Here is a 16,529-nt window from a genome sequence, read left to right on the forward strand (position 1 = left end):
TCCTAGGAACGAATAACGTATCCTGTACCCCGAACTGTTTGAATGTAGCTCTTTTCACCAGGTCGGTCGATCTTATTCCGTAAGTAACGAATATAAACATCAACCACGTTAGTTTCAACCTTAGAATCGTAGCCCCAAACTTTACTTAATAGTTCTTTCCGTGACATTACAACGTTAATGTTTTCCATTAAGATTAAAAGAAGTTCATATTCCCGCTTAGTAAGGTTGATTACTTCATCACCACGACGAACAATCCGATTCTCTTTTTCAATTGTTAAATTCTTATATTGAACCGTCGTCTGGTGTTCCTTGTTACTACTATCTTCAATGTTAATTCGCCGTAGTAAAGCACGAACACGGGCCAAAAGTTCTTCAATTGCAAATGGCTTTACAATATAATCATCTGCACCATGGTCAAAGCCAGATACCCGATCGATCACAGAGTCTCGGGCGGTCATGATAATGATTGGTGTATTTTTTAATTCACGAACCCGCCGAGCGACCTCAATTCCGTTTAGTTCTGGCAACATTAGATCAAGTAAAATTAGATCAAAGTCCTGGTTAAGAGCCGCTTGCAGTCCTGCACGACCGTCTAATTCAACATCGGTCTCATATCCCTCGTGCTTAAGCTCCATCTCAACAAACTTTGCTAAATTTTCTTCATCCTCAATAATTAAAATTCGACTCATTGCTTTCACCTACACAATTAATTCTTATTTCGCACATTAATAAAACACAATAATTTTATCACAATTTTCTAATAAACCCCAGCCTTAATATGGTGATGTTTGAAGTAATCTCCACATAATAAATTAAATTTAAAAATAAAAAGACCCTTTCAGGTCCGGCGCCTAGAAAAGGATCTTTTTGTATTGATGTTAGTTGTTAGTATCAACAACTTGCTTGCCATCGTAGTAGCCACAATTTGGACATACCATGTGTGACTTGCGAAGTTCACCACAGTTTGGGCAAGGTGCAAGACCAGGTACACTCAACTTGATGTGACCCCGACGCATACGCTTCTTAGTCTTTGAAGTCTTCCGTGCTGGAACAGCCATGTTTGACACCTCCTAAGAAATTAATTATCCACAAATGGTTGTTAACCGTCCGCTACTTTTTTTCATCCTGATCAGGAAATAGTTTTTTCAACTTAGCGAGACGTGGATCAACTTTTTTAGCATTCTGCTGATTAGCTTTATAGTCATCTTCAGTGATAACTTCCCAGCCTTTCCCGTTTGGTAATGACTTACCATCGCGTTCATCATCAGAAAGAACTCGCAGCGGGATTTGCTCAACAATATTTTCGGCCATGGCTTCATCAAAATCAATTTTTTCACCGTGTTTTAAGACAAAGACAATTGCATCACTATCCTCGTCATCTTCATAACGAGAGAGGTGTGCAGGATCATCAACATAAGTCTCAGTAAACGAAAAATCGAGCGGTAACGCTACGGGTGTTAATGATCGACTAGAAGGTACAGTTACCGTTGTCTGTACATGAGTACTAATGGTAACATCCCCCTGATCATAACTAACATATCCATCAACCTTAACTGGTTGAACAGCCAAGATGGTGTCCGGAAATGATGTTGTTAAGATCTGGTTTAAATCGAGGGTTGTCTGAATGTGTAGCGGTTCATCTGAATAACGATGTAACTCTGCTATTGACCATTTCATCGTATTAACCTCCTAATGCAACAAGCACAATTATACTAGTCACAAATTTGCTTGTCAATGTTTTATCCTTGACACTTTTAATTCCCTTTACGAACAATAATTGGTGCATGTTTAACGTCCTGTTCTACGTCTGTAAACATTTGATATAACTTTCCTGCTCGATAGTCTAAATTAACTAAACCATCATGTTCATCCTGACCAATCTTGGTTAACAAGGGATATTCAACCCTTTTTTTAATCTGATGTAAATAATCTTGTCCTCGTTCTGTGAACCCCAAAACATGCAAGTATGGATGATCACTGGCCAGCGCTATTTGAGAATCTGTAATTCCCATCACAGCATACAAACATACCCGAAGTAAGCGTGAATAAGTATATCGTTTTGTTTTTACGCGACGAATAAAACCTGGAAACGTTAATTCTCGTTCTGCTGCATCACGATAACGATACTCTAGTCCTTCAGCCATTTGGTAAATCTGGTGAAGACTTTTCACTGGTGTTTGAATTAGAAAATTTCTTAATAACGGGTACAGTTGCTCCCACTTTGGTAATTGCGTTAGTTTGGCTAATGCAATTACAGTTTCTGCAGGTGCTATCTGAGCAATTGTCTCATGAAGCTCAACCGCCCTGCGAATTGCGCTTGCACTAGCGATTGTGCCAGTAACCGTTTGATCATGATACTGACTTCCCAAGCGATTAATTGGGTGAAGGGCAATTGGATACTGATTGTCAATGATCGCTTTATAGTACGCGAAAGCTAAAATATCATTTGGATCTGTTAACTGATGTCCAGTTAATTCATTTAATTGTTGGTTAAATTGCGTTGCATAGGTTGCATTAAATTGCTCAAAGGATTTCTCGTTAAAGTGCTTTTCTGCCATTACAAACTTCGAAAAGTCCCAAGATGGGTGTTCTGCCCCAAAAACCACATCAGTTACCTGCAAATCGTTTAGTAATTGTAATGCTCCCGCTGCAAAACGATGAGAAGGCTGAACAGCCATAAAAACAGGTAATTCTATTACTAGATCAACCCCATTTGCCAGTGCTGCTCGTGTTCGCTGCCATTTATCAAGGATTGTCGGTTCTCCACGTTGCGTAAAATTACCACTCATTACCGCAATTACTACATCAGCATTCGTAATCTTTTTTGCCTGCTCAATATGATAAATGTGCCCATTATGAAACGGGTTATATTCGGTAACTAACCCAACTGCATGCATCCTAGTTCCTATTTCTGACATTTAAAGAACCACCGCTCATCTTTATCAGTTACCTTATTTTGCCCAAAGTTGCTGGAGACTTCAATCCGTTCAAAGCCAACCTGGTCTAACGCTGTTTGCAATTCTACCAACTGATAGGCTCGTTCAAAATGGGTTTCCCCAACCCGCTGATACTCACCATTGCTTAACCGGTTGAAAAAGGCTAACTCATGGATTACCCCATGCTTAACCTCATCATCCATAAAGCTTCGCCACATAAACGCGTGCCGGTGAGCCTCATCTTCATAATTATACATGTAACCAGGATAGACAACATCTGTCTTGTAGGGGCTTATCATATCAAATAAAAAGATCCCATCAGTAGTCAAATGCTCATAAACTTGACGAAAAGTCATCTGCACGGCCACCATGTCATCTAGGTAGTTTAGCGAATCAGCATAGCAGGTCACTAAATTATATTGAGGCAAATTAGTAAGGTTCCGCATATCGGCCTCAATAATTTTTAAATTAACTCCGGCCTCATCAGCATGTTGATTTGCAAGACTTAACATCTCAGAAGAAAAATCAGCAACCGTAACATCATAGTGACGTTGAGCTAACATTACAGCAAGACGACCAGCACCTCCTGCAAGATCTAAGACTTTATTCCCCGCAACGGTTTGTCCGCAATTCAAGGTAAAATCAAGCCAACGCCTATACAGCTTCTGGTCAAATAATTGGTCGTATAGTTGGGCAAAGCTCTGGTAAATCATTAATCATTAACCCATTCACTAATATTAACCATTGGCGCATCTGACCATAACTTCTCAAGGTTATAAAAAGCCCGCGTTTCTTCACGGAAAACGTGAACAACAACGTCGCCAAGATCAATTAGTACCCATTGGGCATGATTCTTTCCTTCGACGCTTCCAATATTAACTTTTTCTTCATGAGCTTTTTCGATAATCGCGTTGGCAATTGCTTGTACTTGCCGGTCAGAACCACCAGTCATAATCACAAAGTAATCTGCCATTGGACTAATTTGGTCGACTTTCAAAGCAACGATATCCTCAGCCCGACGACCATCACCAGCTTTAACTGCCATTTCTAATAATTGTTTACTATCCATCTAGTTTATCTTCCTTTCATATTTTGGTACCCAAGCATTATAGGTTTCAATTGTCTTTGGATAAACGGGTTTATTATTTGCAATCAAATATTGAAGAGTGTGTTTTGTCTGATAAGCGACTCCAGCACCAAGATCATCAGCAGTAATTTTTCGTGCTGTTTGGACTCCATCAAAATCCCGTGCTGGTTCAATATAGTCTGCCATATAAATAACTTGTTCTAGCTTACTCATTATTGCAGCGCCAGTTGTATGATGGCGAACCGCATTTAAGATATCTTCATCCCAAATACCGAGTTCATCTTTCAACAACTCAGCACCAACAACACCGTGCCAAATGGCATTCCCGTAGTTTAACAATTCTGGTGACATTTTTTTATCCTTAATTACTTGGATAAAAACATCATCTGGACGTTGTTTTGCATAATCATGACAAAGGCCAGCAATACTTGCCTTTTCTGGATCAATTCCATTAGTCTTCGCCAATTTAACTGCTGTTTTCTCAACTCGAAGTACATGATTAAATCGTTTAGGACGCAATGCTAAGTGCAGGCGTTCTACTAATTCGTCCCGAGTTAATGGAATATAGTGCTTTTGATACTTAATTTGCTCTTCACTCATGATAAAGTCGGTGCTCCTTTATATATTGTGCAACCTTTTCTGGAACCATATACCTAATCGACTGTCCCGTTGAGATTCGATGACGAATATCAGTTGAACTAAAAGCAACTAGCGGGACATCAACCCAGATCACCGGATAGTGAGTTTCATTCTTTGCGCCCTGACGACGAACGCCCACAAAATGAAAACGAGGCAACTTTACTAAGTCATTAATTCGGTGCCACTTTGGCAAGTAGTCCACCATATCACCACCAATGATAAAGTAATATTCCGTTAGCGGGTTTTGTTCCAACAATTGTTTCATTGTGTCATAGGTATAACTAACCCCCCCACGGTTTAACTCTGCCATTTCAATTCCAAAACGACTATTATCACTAATTGCTAACTTTAACATCTCAACCCGTTTTTGAGCGTCAATGGCGCTTTTATGGTCAATATGTGGAGGAATAAAATCCGGCATAAAATCAACTCGGTTTAAACACAATAAAGATTGAACCTGATCTGCCACCAGTAAATGAGCATTATGAACTGGATTAAATGTTCCACCATATAAGCCAATCCGTTGACGTTGCTGATTAGGAGCAAGTTGAGGTTGCGACTTAGTAATTGGTTTTGTACTTGTTAAAACTCCACACTGTTGCAAAAAGCCTCACCCCAATTAGATCTTCTTTACCCGTGATGATAGTTCCCGAGCATCCTTGTTTGCAGATACCTTAAAAAGAACTAGTACCCGACCGATTATTTGGACAACCTGAATTGTCGTTTGACTTTCAATAAAGTGTTGAACCTCTTTAGGCGTCACATCAGAATTTTGGAGAATATTAACCTTGATTAATTCTCGACGATCCAATGCCCCATCTAATTGATTAACCCAGTTTTGGGTTAATCCCTCCTTACCAACCGCAAAAATTGGTTGAAGATGGTTAGCCTGTGCCCTTAAGAAACGTTTTTGCTTTCCTCTTAATTCCATTCTGTACCTCTTTTTAAATCATTGCTCGCCGTACTAAACTTGAAACACCTTTTGGAACCCAGGCAGCAACACTGGTCCCTGCCGGAACGGTGATCCAGCCCAAGCCTTCAAAAACAATATCACTCTTCTCAGATAAGTGAAACTCCTGACGCTCTAATGGCGGAAATCCTTTTAATTCGTCCTTCGTTGGTGGTGTTAATAATTCGCCAAGGTGTTTTTCATAAAAGTGATCAGCATTAGCTAACTTTGTTCGATGAAGGAGAAGGTTATTATCAAAGTAAGCAATTATCCCCGCATGATGACCTGTTAAGTAGTCAAAGCGAGCTACTCCACCAATAAAAATTGTCTGTTCCGGATCCAATTGGTAAGTCCGTGGTTTAATTTCCTTTTGTGGTGAAACATACTTTAAATCTTTAGCTGATAAGACATGAGCCATTTGATGCTGGTGAATAATTCCTGGGGTATCAATTAACCGATGACCATCATCAAGCGGAATTTCAATTTTATCTAAGGTTGTTCCCGGGAATTTAGACGTTGTGATTAGTTCCTTAATTCCTGTTTGCTGTTTAATTATTTGATTAACCAGCGTCGATTTACCAACGTTAGTTACCCCAACAAAATAGACATCCCGTTCTTGACGGTACTTATCAATCACTTCTAACAAGTAATCAATTTGATGGTTCTTTTTGGCAGATACAAGAACTGTATCGATTGGCCGCAAGCCTGCTAAATTAGCTTGCTGACGTAACCAATCACGGAGCTTCGAACGTCTTAATGAACGGGGTAACAAGTCTTCTTTATTACCGACAAGTAAAACTGGATTTGAACCAACAAAACGATGCAATCCCGGAATTATACTACCGTTAAAATCAAAAATATCAACAACATAAACAATTAGCGCATTATCATTCCGAATTTGACTAAGAAGACGAAGAAAATCATCATCACTCAAAGAAACTGGGGCAATTTCATTATAATGCCGAAGCCTAAAGCACCGTTGGCAATATAGTTCATTGTTCTTCAATCCCTTTTCAAGCGCTGATTGAGGAGTATAGCCAGGTTCTTTGGGATCAGTTGTTTGAATCTTTGCTCCGCAACCAATACATCTTAAATCATCACGATTTTGTTTTTCCTCAGTCATTCAAATCCTCCTGCCATTTTAAATTCGGGTAATGCCGACGCAATTCACGCCAGACATACTTTTCTATCAACCGATTCATTCTGGTAGTCCACTTATCAGTTTGGACGATTGGCTTAACCAAAATACTACGAACTCCAGCTTGATGAGCAGCCAGCATATCTGTCATTAACTGATCGCCAACCATCACTACCTCATTCTTAGCTAAACCTAGCTTTTTACGAGCTCGGGTAATCCCAAAACTTAACGGTTTTAAGGAACGCGACATGAATGGTAGTTTTAAATTAGCAACAGCTTTGGCAACTCGCTTCTTATTATTATTTGAAATAACAATTAACGGGATCCCCGCTTCCCTTAGCTCTGCCATCCATTGGTGTAATTCCGGTGTCCCCTCCGGATTATTCCAAGCGATCAAAGTATTGTCTAAATCACTAAAAACAGCACGAATGCCACGAGCCTTTAATTGTTCAGGAGAAACTGAATAAATACTCTCTACCATCCATGTTGGTTTAAACTCTTCTAACAAAGTCATACCTCTCAAATAATTACTATTATTCTAATTATAACGATTGTTTCTTCCAACCGCTACTCTTAACGACCTAATTAACCTGGGAAAATAAAAAAGCAACGATCCACTGGCTACTCACCAATGACCGTTGCTTCATTTTAAGAACTCTTAGTTAAGAGCCTTCTTTGCTTCGTCAACGATAGCCTTAAATGCTTCAGCATCGTTAACAGCCAAGTCAGCTAACATCTTCCGGTTGATGTCAATGTTAGCTAACTTCAAGCCATGCATTAACTTGCTGTAGCTAATATCGTTCATGCGTGCAGCAGCGTTAATCCGGGCAATCCAAAGTTCACGGAACTTACGCTTATTAACCTTCCGGTCACGGAAAGCATAAGTGTAGCTCTTCATTACTTGGTCCTTAGCAGTCTTAAAAAGACGGTGCTTTGAACCACGGTAACCCTTTGCTAATTTCATGATGCGCTTACGACGTGCGCGCGTAACAGTTCCACCTTTAACTCGCATGTTGAATTCCTCCTACGTGTTTTTCTTATTTCGAACGAAGTTTACTTAAATGGGAGTAACTTCTTGTAACGTTTTACGTTGGACTTGTCCATCATGCTCAAGCCACGTAATTGACGACGTTGCTTCTTGGTCTTACCGTGGAAACGGTGACTGGTGAATGAATTACCACTCTTGAATCCACCATTAGCAGTACGCTTAAAACGCTTTGCAGCGGCACGGTTAGTCTTCATCTTTGGCATAAGAAAAATTCCCTACTTTCTTAAATTAGTTTTTTGCTTTATCAGCAGCTGGGGCAAGAGTTAAGAAGATACTCCGCCCTTCCATCTTTGGTCGTTGTACAACTGTTGCAATGTCCTCAGTTTCTTTGGCCATTCTTTCAATCATGTCACGACCGATATCCTTATGGGTGATAGCACGACCACGGAATCGTAAGGAAACACGAACTTTATCGCCCTTTTCAATAAATTTACGAACACGCTTTAACTTGACATTAAAGTCATTCGTATCGATTGAAGGGCTCAACCGAATTTCCTTAACCGTTACAGTCTTTTGCTTCTTTCGAGCTTCACGCTCTTTCTTTTGCATTTCGTAACGGTACTTTCCGTAATCCATGATCCGGGCAACAGCTGGTCGAGCCTTTGGGGCTACCAGAACCAAATCAAGGTTAGCATCTTCAGCTAATTGTAACGCCTCGCGTTTTGACTTAATTCCTAACTGTTCGCCATCTTGACCAATTAGCCGTACTTCACGAGCACGAATACCGTTATTGACAATCATATCTTGAGCTATGGCAACGCACCTCCAATTTTATTAGCGAAAGATCAAGCAAAAAAGCGGAGTGCATTCTACACCCCGCTAATAATAAACAATACTATCATTGTTCTTATTTAACTCGTCAGCCCGGCAATCCTTATCACCTAGGCGAGAAGCGGGTGCTCCTGCTTTTTCTTTCAACGTTATCTAGGATACTAAAGCGATCATTCAATGTCAAGGGATAGCATTAAATATTTTTATCCTTTATCACGAAGATTGGCCCCCGCCATTTCATATTGGCGAGAAAGGAACTTGATCCGCTCCATAATCCGACTCGCCTTGACCGGCTCTTCTTCTCCCTTTACATTTACCGTTAAGTGACTTTGAAGCTCATCCATTGAGAAGTTAGAGCTAAAGAATGTTGGAAGCTCTTCTTGCATTCGGTATTCCAAGATAACACCCAGAATATCGTCTCTGGCCCAAGTGGTCATCGCATCAGCACCAATATCATCAAGCACCAATACCGGGGCCTTTTTTACCGCATCAAGTTTTGAGCCTAAATTATTCGTCTTAATCGAATTACGCATCTCAACAACAAAACTTGGAAAATGCATCATCGTTGTTGCAACACCCTTTTGTTGAGCAAGCTCATTAGCAATCGCTCCCAAAAGATAAGTCTTTCCAACACCAAACCGGCCATAAAGATATAATCCGGGATGAAATTCATTTGGAGAATATTGTTCAACAAAATCAAGCGCTGCATTTAAAGCAATGTTCCGTGTTTCTGTTTGGTACGGCCCCTCAATATAAAACCGATCAAAGGAAGCCCCATGAATAAACTTAGGCATATTAATTGAAGAAACCAGTTGCTTAATATGAGCTTGCCGTTGTTGCTCAAGCAGCTTTTTAGTGGGCACATAAGTTACATCAATTTGTCCCGCATTAACAATCAATTGCGGGAAATAGCCTGGTGCTACCGTGGCCGTCCCCTTACTAATCAATTGTTTTTCGTGAAAGTATTCGTAAAGCTTAGCCTCGCCTCGCTCAACTGCCTGAGGTGAAAGTTTTTGGGCATTATTCTTCAAAAAGGCAGCAACTTCCGGATCATTCAGAACCTGACTGATCACTTGCTCATAGGCAGGACCAAAATTTTGGCTCTTCATAATTTCTTTCATTGTTTTACTCAACGATTTCATTTACTCTCATCCCCTTCAGGACCACCCGACTTTTTTCGCCTTGCTAACCGCTGACGAAGCCGCTCTAATTGTTCTGGTGTTGGCTTCTTGATTTGCTGTTCATCTTCATTAGCCCATGCTGGCATCTTCTCTCGAACAGTAGTGGTTTGTCGGCGGTAATAGTTTGTTTGACGACTAGTACGTTTCTGCGCCTTTTGATCGTTAAATTCATGGATATGGGCAAGCGCTTCTTCAGCTGTCGCCACTCCAGCACGCATCCAATTATTAGCAATTGCATTTACATAATTTGCTTGAAGTGTCGGTCGTTTAAGCGACGCAATTACATACCATGAAAGAATATTAACAACGCCCGCATCTAATTGTTGTTCCTGAATTAAGTTCCGAATAATTGCTCGTTCTCCTGAAGTCACAAATCCGCCCATCTGTTGTTTTAGCTGTTGAAGAAACGTCACTGGCGCATAGTATTTGCATGTTTCAATTAACTGCTGTTCTTCCTGTGAAAGTGTGACTGTTCCTTTTTCTTCACTAACTTTTTCTTTACCCGGCTGCTTAGCATCTACTCGGTATTTTCCAGCTATAATTTGTTTAAGTCGTTGCGGACGAATTTTGCTTGTTGTCAAATCAGTTGATTGAGTAATCAGTCGGGCCATTGTTGGCTCATCAATCCCATAAAGCTGGTGCTCAACTTCTATTAAGTCACGGTTACTACTTAGATCCTTTTCGGTTATGGGCTGACCCTTTAACAACTGCACTAGGGTCGGCCAGTCAAAATCAACGTTAACTACCTTCTTTGGTTTCTTCTCACTAACTATTTTTTTGCGAGTAGTAGTGATCTCTGTCGGTAAATGCGTAATCCGTTGATCATTAACATGAAAAGCATCGAAGAAGTTATGGGTTATTTCTTTTAATGTTACTTGGTGACTTCCTAAAGCAAAACGGTTAGCAAATTCACCCAACTCCTTAAAACGCGCTTCACCAACAGCCTCTAATAGCAGAATACTAAGAAGATTATCATTAATAAATTCAGCTGGCGTAAGTGTTGGCTGAAGCTCATAAACGAATAAATCGCCAAGCTGATCAGTTTGGGTAAAAGTCCGTAGCATCCCAGTTGCTTCCAGGCGTTGAATGCCTTCTTCAGCTGTCTGCAGTCCTGCATTAAGCTGAACTAGTAATTGAGATTGGAGATGCCGATCACTAATTGCTGGTTTTTCGTTTAATTGTGTTCGTAAGGCATGAAACATCGCAAATGCGGCTGTTCCTAATATTGGCTGATAAAAAAGTTCAAAAACATTTTCATTAAAATTCGACCATTGGTGGCTAGCAGTAACAATATATCCAGCCCCTGGATCAAATATTGATTTACTTTTAGTCATTATGGCCTCGTTCCCCTTTACTTCTTATCGCTATTTTTCATCATGGATTCCAACTCGTTCATGAATGCATCAACATCCTTAAATTGACGGTAAACACTTGCAAAACGAATGTAGGCAATTTCGTCAATGTCTTTCAATTCTTGCATAACAAATTTACCAATCACCTGACTGGAAACCTCATTTTCACCAAGGCTGCGAACTTCTTTTTCAATTTTATCGGTTACTTTTGTTAGGCGCTCCATGCTAACAGGACGTTTTTCCGCAGATCTAACAATCCCGTTTAAAATCTTTTGACGACTAAATTCTTGCCGTGTTCCATCTTTTTTTATCACTAATAATGGAGTCTCTTCATACCGTTCAAAAGTGGTAAAACGGAAACCACAGTGAATGCATTCTCGACGTCGTCTAATAAAAGTGCCATCTTCACTTGGCCGACTATCAACAACACGCGAACCGTTTTTATGACAGTGTGGACAACGCATCTGGCCTTCCTCCTTGCTTACTATTAAATAGTTTTCATTTTATCATAACTTATTATTGTGCATCTGATCAATCAATCCAGCAACTTGCCGCTTTAATTCTTCCTTACTTCCATTATTATCAATTACAATATCAGCCAATTGTTTTTTCTTTTCTAATGACATCTGAGAGTCAATCCGCTGCTCTGCCTCAGTTTGCGAATACCCATTTCGCTTCATTAGTCGTTGGACCTGGATTTGATGATTAGTAGCAACAACCACGACCAGGTCACATTCATCAGTATAGTGTTCCTCAAACAGGAGCGGAGCATCTAAAATAACATATGGAATTTGTTGTTTTTGGTAGTTTTTTACCTGTCGCCAAATCTCTTCACGAATCAATGGCTGCATTATCATATTCAACTTAGCTAATTTAGCTTGATCACTGAATACAAGGGAACCCAACGCCTGCCGATTTAACGTCTGGTCAGCATTCAAGATCCCACTTCCAAATACTGCTGTTAACCGTTCTAGCCCTTTTGAATGTGCGGCCTGGAGCTGACGAACCACCTGATCCGCGTCAATTACCGGATACCCACTCAACCTTAGCAAAGTACTAACAGTTGATTTACCAGTTGCAATTCCACCAGTTAATCCAATTAACTTAGTCATTTTTCATCTCCAATAATGGCTGGCAATGTGGACAAAATGTGGTTCCGCGCTGGTTAACTTTTATTTTTACCATTTTTGTACCACACCGCGGACAATTATCTCCACCATGACCATACGCATTTAACTGCTCCTGAAATGCACCAGCATCGCCAAACGCATTTTTAAATGTATGAACAGTTGTCCCTTTATACTCAATTGCCCTTGATAACTCTTGAATAATATTATCATGCAGGGTCTGGATCTGCTTATCAGTAAGGGTGTTAGCGGGCTGTTCAGGATTGATCCCGCTCATCCAAAGAACTTCATCAACATAGATATTTCCTAATCCAGCAACATGGCGTTGATTAAGCAAAAACGGTTTTATTTTTCCACGGCTTCGTCGCAAGATTCGTTTAAAATAGTCAACCTTAAAATCAGTGGCAGTGGGCTCTGGACCAATTGTTTTCAACCCGCCAACTGTCATCTCATCGCCGGTTTTTACTAGTGTCATTCGGCCAAATTTCCGAGTATCACGGTAGCAAAGTTCTGTTCCATCCGTAAATTTAAAGACAACGTGAGTATGCTTATCAACCGAAGCTCCTGCCGGTTGTGTATAGTAACTGCCCTCCATACGTAAGTGGGAGACCATTGTTAGGTGATTACTAAACCGAAAAAGAAGGTATTTGCCACGACGATCAACAGTTTCGATTGTCTGGCCAATCAGTGACTGCCTAAACTGTTCAACATCATTAGTAATTGTCTTACCATAATGAACATCAATTCCATTGATCTTTCGTCCTGCAGCAATCTTTAATAATCCCCGACGAACCGTTTCAACTTCTGGTAATTCCGGCATCGATCCTTCCTCCTCAAATTATTTCTTCAAATCATACCATGTATCGCCATACTTACTATCGACCTTTAACGGAACAGAAAGTTTAACTGCTGAATCCATTACGTCAGGAACTAGTTTATTCAATACTGGGATTTCTTCTTTTGGCGCTTTAAAAACCAGCTCATCATGAATTTGAAGAAGCATTTTTGCCTTTAATTGACGCTTTTCTAATTCGTCCTGCATCTTAATCATTGCAATTTTAATGATATCTGCAGCACTTCCCTGAATTGGCGTATTCATCGCGGTTCGTTCTGCAAATGAACGCCGGCTAAAGCTCTTGGCATTAATGTCTGGCAAGTAACGACGACGATGAGTAATCGTTTCAACATATCCATTTTGCCGTGCAAACTCAATCGTGTTATGAATATAATCCTTAACTTTTGGAAATTCTTTAAAGTAATTTTGAATAAATTCGTGAGCTTGGCTGCGACTAACGTGAATTCGTTGGGCTAACCCATAATCACTGATCCCATAAACAATTCCAAAGTTAACCGCCTTTGCCCGCCGACGCATATTACGATCAATCTCTTGATCTGGTTTTAAATGAAAAATCCGGCGAGCTGTGCTGGCATGGATATCCTCACCATTCTTAAAGTCTTCCTGAAGGTTATGATCACCTGTAATATGAGCAAGAACTCGTAATTCAACCTGTGAATAATCAGAAGAGAATATCTGCCATCCCTCATGACTCGGAACAAACGCTTGACGAATAAGCCGCCCTTCTGGTAATCGTACTGGGATGTTCTGTAGATTAGGATCAACCGACGATAAACGTCCAGTTTGGGTTAATGTTTGTAGGTAACGGGTATGGATCTTTTGATCGCTCGAATGAATAACTTTTAGCAGTCCCTTAATATACGTTGATTGTAGCTTTGAGATCTGGCGATATTGAAGAATATTTTCCACAATTGGTGCCTGGGGAGCTAATTTTTCGAGAACATCAACAGCTGTTGAATACCCTGTCTTAGTTTTCTTAATAACAGGTAGCTTTAACTTTTCAAAGAGAATTTTACCAAGCTGTTTAGTGGAGTTAATGTTAAACTCTTCGCCAGCTTCTTGATAAATCTGTTCCTCAATCTCCGCGAGCCGTTCAGTTAACTTGCTCCCCATATTCTTTAACGTTTGCGCGTCAACATGAACCCCAGTAATTTCCATTTTGGCTAAAACATGGGTTAGTGGTAATTCAATATCAGTATAAAGAGGTAACTGTTCATTTTTCTTTAACTGTTCAAATAATTGGGGACGCAACTGTTCAATTGCTCGTGCCTTATTGGCAAGATGCTGAAAGAACAGCTGATCATCATCAGGAATTGTCCTCTTAGCTCCCTTTCCATAAACTTCTTCATCCGTTTGCACATCATCATATCCATGCTCATGAGCCAATTTTCCCAAATCATTGCTATTGTCATTGGTATTCAGAAGATAGGAAGCCAGAAGAAGATCAAAATCAATTCCGTCAAGAGTAATTCCTAATCGATTCAGGCCAACGATCTGTGCTTTCGCATTAAAAACGTCCTTCTTGATTTTAGAATCGGTTAGCCAGCTTTTGACCTCGGCCGTCTTCAGTAATTCAGGATCACGACTTACTAGCCATTGTTTGCCGTTACCCAAAGCAAAACCGGCAAATGATGAAGTGTGATAATTAGGATCTGGCATTTCTAAATAAAAGCTTCCCCGATCACCTAATTTAGCAATAAGATCCAGGTTATCAGCAGTCAGTTCCGTGTACTCAACCGGTGCAATTTCGGTGTCCTGATCATCTGGTGAAACAGCCATTTTCTTTAAAAATGACTGAAAATCCATCTTCTGATAGAAGTCAATTAGTTTTTCTGTTTGCGGACCCTTATATTCAAGATCTGCTAGCTTAACTTCAACCGGTGCATCGCGCAAAATAGTGGCTAACGTCTTACATTGTCGAGCAATATCTTCCTCTTCGACTAGGTGTTCTTTCATCTTGCTCTTTTTCAATTTATCAATATTTTCATAAATACCTTCGACAGAACCAAACTGTTTTACAAGCTTAATCGCGGTCTTTTCCCCAATTTTGGTAACTCCGGGATAATTATCAGAGGTATCACCCATTAAAGCCTTCATATCGATAATCTGGGCCGGTGTGATCCCAAGTTTTTCTTGAACATGTTCTGGCGTATAATGTTCAGTATCGGTAACTCCCTTATGGGTAACTGCTACCGTAGTATGTTCACTGGCAAGTTGGGTTAAGTCACGGTCACCTGTAACAATTAAGGTCTCATAGCCAGCTGTATCACCTTCCTTAGCGAGGGTTCCGATAATATCATCAGCCTCATAGCCCTTTAATTCATAACTATGTAATCCAGAATCTTTTACTAGTTCACGGACATACGGAAGTTGCTCAGTTAATTCTTCGGGAGTCTTACTCCGGCCACCCTTATAGTCGCCATACATTTTGGTTCGAAAAGTAACCTTACCAGCATCAAAAGCTACTAGTGCTGCATCTGGATGAAAATTTTCTAAAACATGATCAAGCATCAACTTGAAGCCATAAATAGCTGCCGTGTGCAGGCCATCCTTGTTAGTAAATTTATCAATCTGGTTGTGCATTGCAAAAAAAGCCCGAAAAACAATGCTGTTACCATCAATTAATAATAGTTGTTTTGCCATTTAATACCGCTCCTTCTCTTATTCTTAATAATTGTACCAAAGATTGGAAGGCTCCGTTAGTTTCCTGTTCACGAATTTAATGAGAGCGTTAAGGTTTTATCATCAGTTAAAGAAGGGATCTTTTGAACAAATTACTTAATACTCATCACGTTGAAGAGGCACGTCTGTTTGCCATCATCATGACTTTTTGTGGCGGCTTTCTTGATGCGTTCACCTATGTTCAATGTGGTCATACGCTTGCTGCTGCACAAACTGGAAATATCGTTTTTCTCGCTGCAGCGTTAGTTAATCATAATGTTATTGGGATTATCGATCGATGTGGCGCAATTGCCCTCTATATTCTCGGGATTATTGTTGCTATTACCTTACAGGCCCATATCAAATACTGGCGAATCTTCTGCCTTTTCCCAATCTTAATCATTGGTGGATTCGTGGGCAGTATGCCTGAGAACTTTCCTACATATCTTTCAGTCGGTCTGGTTTCCTTTGGCCTTGCTTTACTAAATACCGCTTTCAGTAAAATCGAGGGGCTCGGTTACAGCAGTGTTTTTACTACAGGTAACATTAAAAAGTCAGTCGTTTTCGGCACCGAATATATCTACCACCATCGTCAACAAGATTTAGAAATTGCTATTAACTACTTCATCATCGTTTTAGCATTTACCCTTGGCGCCATTTCATCGGCAATCATTCAGCCCTTCTTCAGGATGAAAACAATTTGGGTTGCAGTCGCCATTATCTTCTTAACTGATATATTTTATTATTATCAAAAAGTCCATGAATCTAATTAGAATAACCATTG

At 40.1% G+C, this 16,529-nt stretch carries 21 protein-coding genes and 1 other annotated feature; of the genes, 1 reads left to right on the top strand and 20 read right to left on the bottom strand.

All coding sequences use genetic code 11. The features are described 5' to 3' along the window. Positions 1 to 2: 2 nt before the first annotated feature. The 20 genes from HUK45_RS01625 to polA form a co-directional block, all read right to left on the bottom strand. On the bottom strand, positions 3 to 689 hold the full coding sequence (locus HUK45_RS01625) for a response regulator transcription factor (RefSeq protein ID WP_191910792.1): 687 nt from the start codon (positions 687 to 689) through the stop codon (positions 3 to 5). Between the two features lie 189 nt (positions 690 to 878). Continuing rightward, complete coding sequence (rpmF, locus tag HUK45_RS01630) at positions 879 to 1,058, bottom strand: 50S ribosomal protein L32 (protein WP_003717284.1); 180 nt, start codon at positions 1,056 to 1,058, stop codon at positions 879 to 881. 52 nt (positions 1,059 to 1,110) lie between these two features. Then, complete coding sequence (locus HUK45_RS01635) at positions 1,111 to 1,677, bottom strand: YceD family protein (RefSeq protein ID WP_191910793.1); 567 nt, start codon at positions 1,675 to 1,677, stop codon at positions 1,111 to 1,113. A gap of 77 nt (positions 1,678 to 1,754) precedes the next feature. Then, complete coding sequence (locus HUK45_RS01640) at positions 1,755 to 2,897, bottom strand: nucleotidyltransferase (protein WP_191910852.1); 1,143 nt, start codon at positions 2,895 to 2,897, stop codon at positions 1,755 to 1,757. Between the two features lie 8 nt (positions 2,898 to 2,905). Further along, a complete protein-coding gene (locus HUK45_RS01645) occupies positions 2,906 to 3,649 on the bottom strand; it encodes a class I SAM-dependent DNA methyltransferase (RefSeq protein WP_191910794.1) in 744 nt (247 codons plus the stop codon). Further along, entirely contained in the window at positions 3,649 to 4,005 is a 357-nt protein-coding gene (gene rsfS / locus HUK45_RS01650; RefSeq protein WP_102169158.1) for a ribosome silencing factor, read from the bottom strand. The genes HUK45_RS01645 and rsfS overlap by 1 nt, the downstream gene beginning before the upstream one ends. After that, complete coding sequence (gene yqeK, locus HUK45_RS01655; protein WP_191910795.1) at positions 4,006 to 4,623, bottom strand: bis(5'-nucleosyl)-tetraphosphatase (symmetrical) YqeK; 618 nt, start codon at positions 4,621 to 4,623, stop codon at positions 4,006 to 4,008. Then, positions 4,616 to 5,266 carry a nicotinate-nucleotide adenylyltransferase gene (locus HUK45_RS01660; protein WP_191910796.1) on the bottom strand — a complete coding sequence of 217 codons (651 nt, stop codon included), beginning with the start codon at positions 5,264 to 5,266 and terminating at the stop codon, positions 4,616 to 4,618. Before HUK45_RS01660 ends, yqeK begins: the two co-directional genes overlap by 8 nt. Before the next feature lie 15 nt (positions 5,267 to 5,281). Then, on the bottom strand, positions 5,282 to 5,593 hold the full coding sequence (yhbY, locus tag HUK45_RS01665; RefSeq protein WP_191910797.1) for a ribosome assembly RNA-binding protein YhbY: 312 nt from the start codon (positions 5,591 to 5,593) through the stop codon (positions 5,282 to 5,284). Between the two features lie 13 nt (positions 5,594 to 5,606). Then, positions 5,607 to 6,734, bottom strand: a complete 1,128-nt coding sequence (gene yqeH, locus HUK45_RS01670) for a ribosome biogenesis GTPase YqeH (RefSeq protein WP_191910798.1) — start codon at positions 6,732 to 6,734, stop codon at positions 5,607 to 5,609. After that, the gene (locus HUK45_RS01675) at positions 6,727 to 7,257 is read right to left on the bottom strand and encodes a YqeG family HAD IIIA-type phosphatase (RefSeq protein WP_191910799.1); all 531 of its coding nucleotides are present in this window, start codon (positions 7,255 to 7,257) and stop codon (positions 6,727 to 6,729) included. Before HUK45_RS01675 ends, yqeH begins: the two co-directional genes overlap by 8 nt. A gap of 150 nt (positions 7,258 to 7,407) precedes the next feature. Then, positions 7,408 to 7,761 carry a 50S ribosomal protein L20 gene (gene rplT / locus HUK45_RS01680; RefSeq protein ID WP_003717274.1) on the bottom strand — a complete coding sequence of 118 codons (354 nt, stop codon included), beginning with the start codon at positions 7,759 to 7,761 and terminating at the stop codon, positions 7,408 to 7,410. A 41-nt stretch (positions 7,762 to 7,802) separates the two neighbouring features. Beyond that, positions 7,803 to 8,000: a 50S ribosomal protein L35 gene (rpmI, locus tag HUK45_RS01685; RefSeq protein WP_003715352.1), complete on the bottom strand. Its 198-nt coding sequence runs from the start codon at positions 7,998 to 8,000 to the stop codon at positions 7,803 to 7,805. 25 nt (positions 8,001 to 8,025) lie between these two features. Next, the gene (gene infC / locus HUK45_RS01690; RefSeq protein WP_003717273.1) at positions 8,026 to 8,538 is read right to left on the bottom strand and encodes a translation initiation factor IF-3; all 513 of its coding nucleotides are present in this window, start codon (positions 8,536 to 8,538) and stop codon (positions 8,026 to 8,028) included. Positions 8,539 to 8,581: 43 nt separating this feature from the next. Next, positions 8,582 to 8,711, bottom strand: a sequence feature (ribosomal protein L20 leader region). Between the two features lie 60 nt (positions 8,712 to 8,771). After that, positions 8,772 to 9,710: a primosomal protein DnaI gene (gene dnaI / locus HUK45_RS01695; protein WP_191910800.1), complete on the bottom strand. Its 939-nt coding sequence runs from the start codon at positions 9,708 to 9,710 to the stop codon at positions 8,772 to 8,774. Next, complete coding sequence (locus HUK45_RS01700; RefSeq protein WP_191910801.1) at positions 9,707 to 11,083, bottom strand: replication initiation and membrane attachment family protein; 1,377 nt, start codon at positions 11,081 to 11,083, stop codon at positions 9,707 to 9,709. Before HUK45_RS01700 ends, dnaI begins: the two co-directional genes overlap by 4 nt. Positions 11,084 to 11,100: 17 nt before the next feature. Beyond that, positions 11,101 to 11,565, bottom strand: a complete 465-nt coding sequence (nrdR, locus tag HUK45_RS01705) for a transcriptional regulator NrdR (RefSeq protein ID WP_102169149.1) — start codon at positions 11,563 to 11,565, stop codon at positions 11,101 to 11,103. Positions 11,566 to 11,607: 42 nt separating this feature from the next. Then, positions 11,608 to 12,213, bottom strand: a complete 606-nt coding sequence (coaE, locus tag HUK45_RS01710) for a dephospho-CoA kinase (protein WP_191910802.1) — start codon at positions 12,211 to 12,213, stop codon at positions 11,608 to 11,610. Beyond that, positions 12,206 to 13,048: a DNA-formamidopyrimidine glycosylase gene (gene mutM / locus HUK45_RS01715; RefSeq protein ID WP_191910803.1), complete on the bottom strand. Its 843-nt coding sequence runs from the start codon at positions 13,046 to 13,048 to the stop codon at positions 12,206 to 12,208. The genes coaE and mutM overlap by 8 nt, the downstream gene beginning before the upstream one ends. A gap of 18 nt (positions 13,049 to 13,066) precedes the next feature. After that, positions 13,067 to 15,727 carry a DNA polymerase I gene (gene polA / locus HUK45_RS01720; RefSeq protein ID WP_191910804.1) on the bottom strand — a complete coding sequence of 887 codons (2,661 nt, stop codon included), beginning with the start codon at positions 15,725 to 15,727 and terminating at the stop codon, positions 13,067 to 13,069. 122 nt (positions 15,728 to 15,849) lie between these two features. Between polA and HUK45_RS01725 the strand changes: the two genes are divergently transcribed. Continuing rightward, entirely contained in the window at positions 15,850 to 16,518 is a 669-nt protein-coding gene (locus tag HUK45_RS01725; protein WP_191910805.1) for a YoaK family protein, read from the top strand. Positions 16,519 to 16,529: the final 11 nt, after the last annotated feature.

The organism is Limosilactobacillus urinaemulieris (assembly GCF_014838745.1).
GTDB lineage: Bacteria > Bacillota > Bacilli > Lactobacillales > Lactobacillaceae > Limosilactobacillus > Limosilactobacillus urinaemulieris.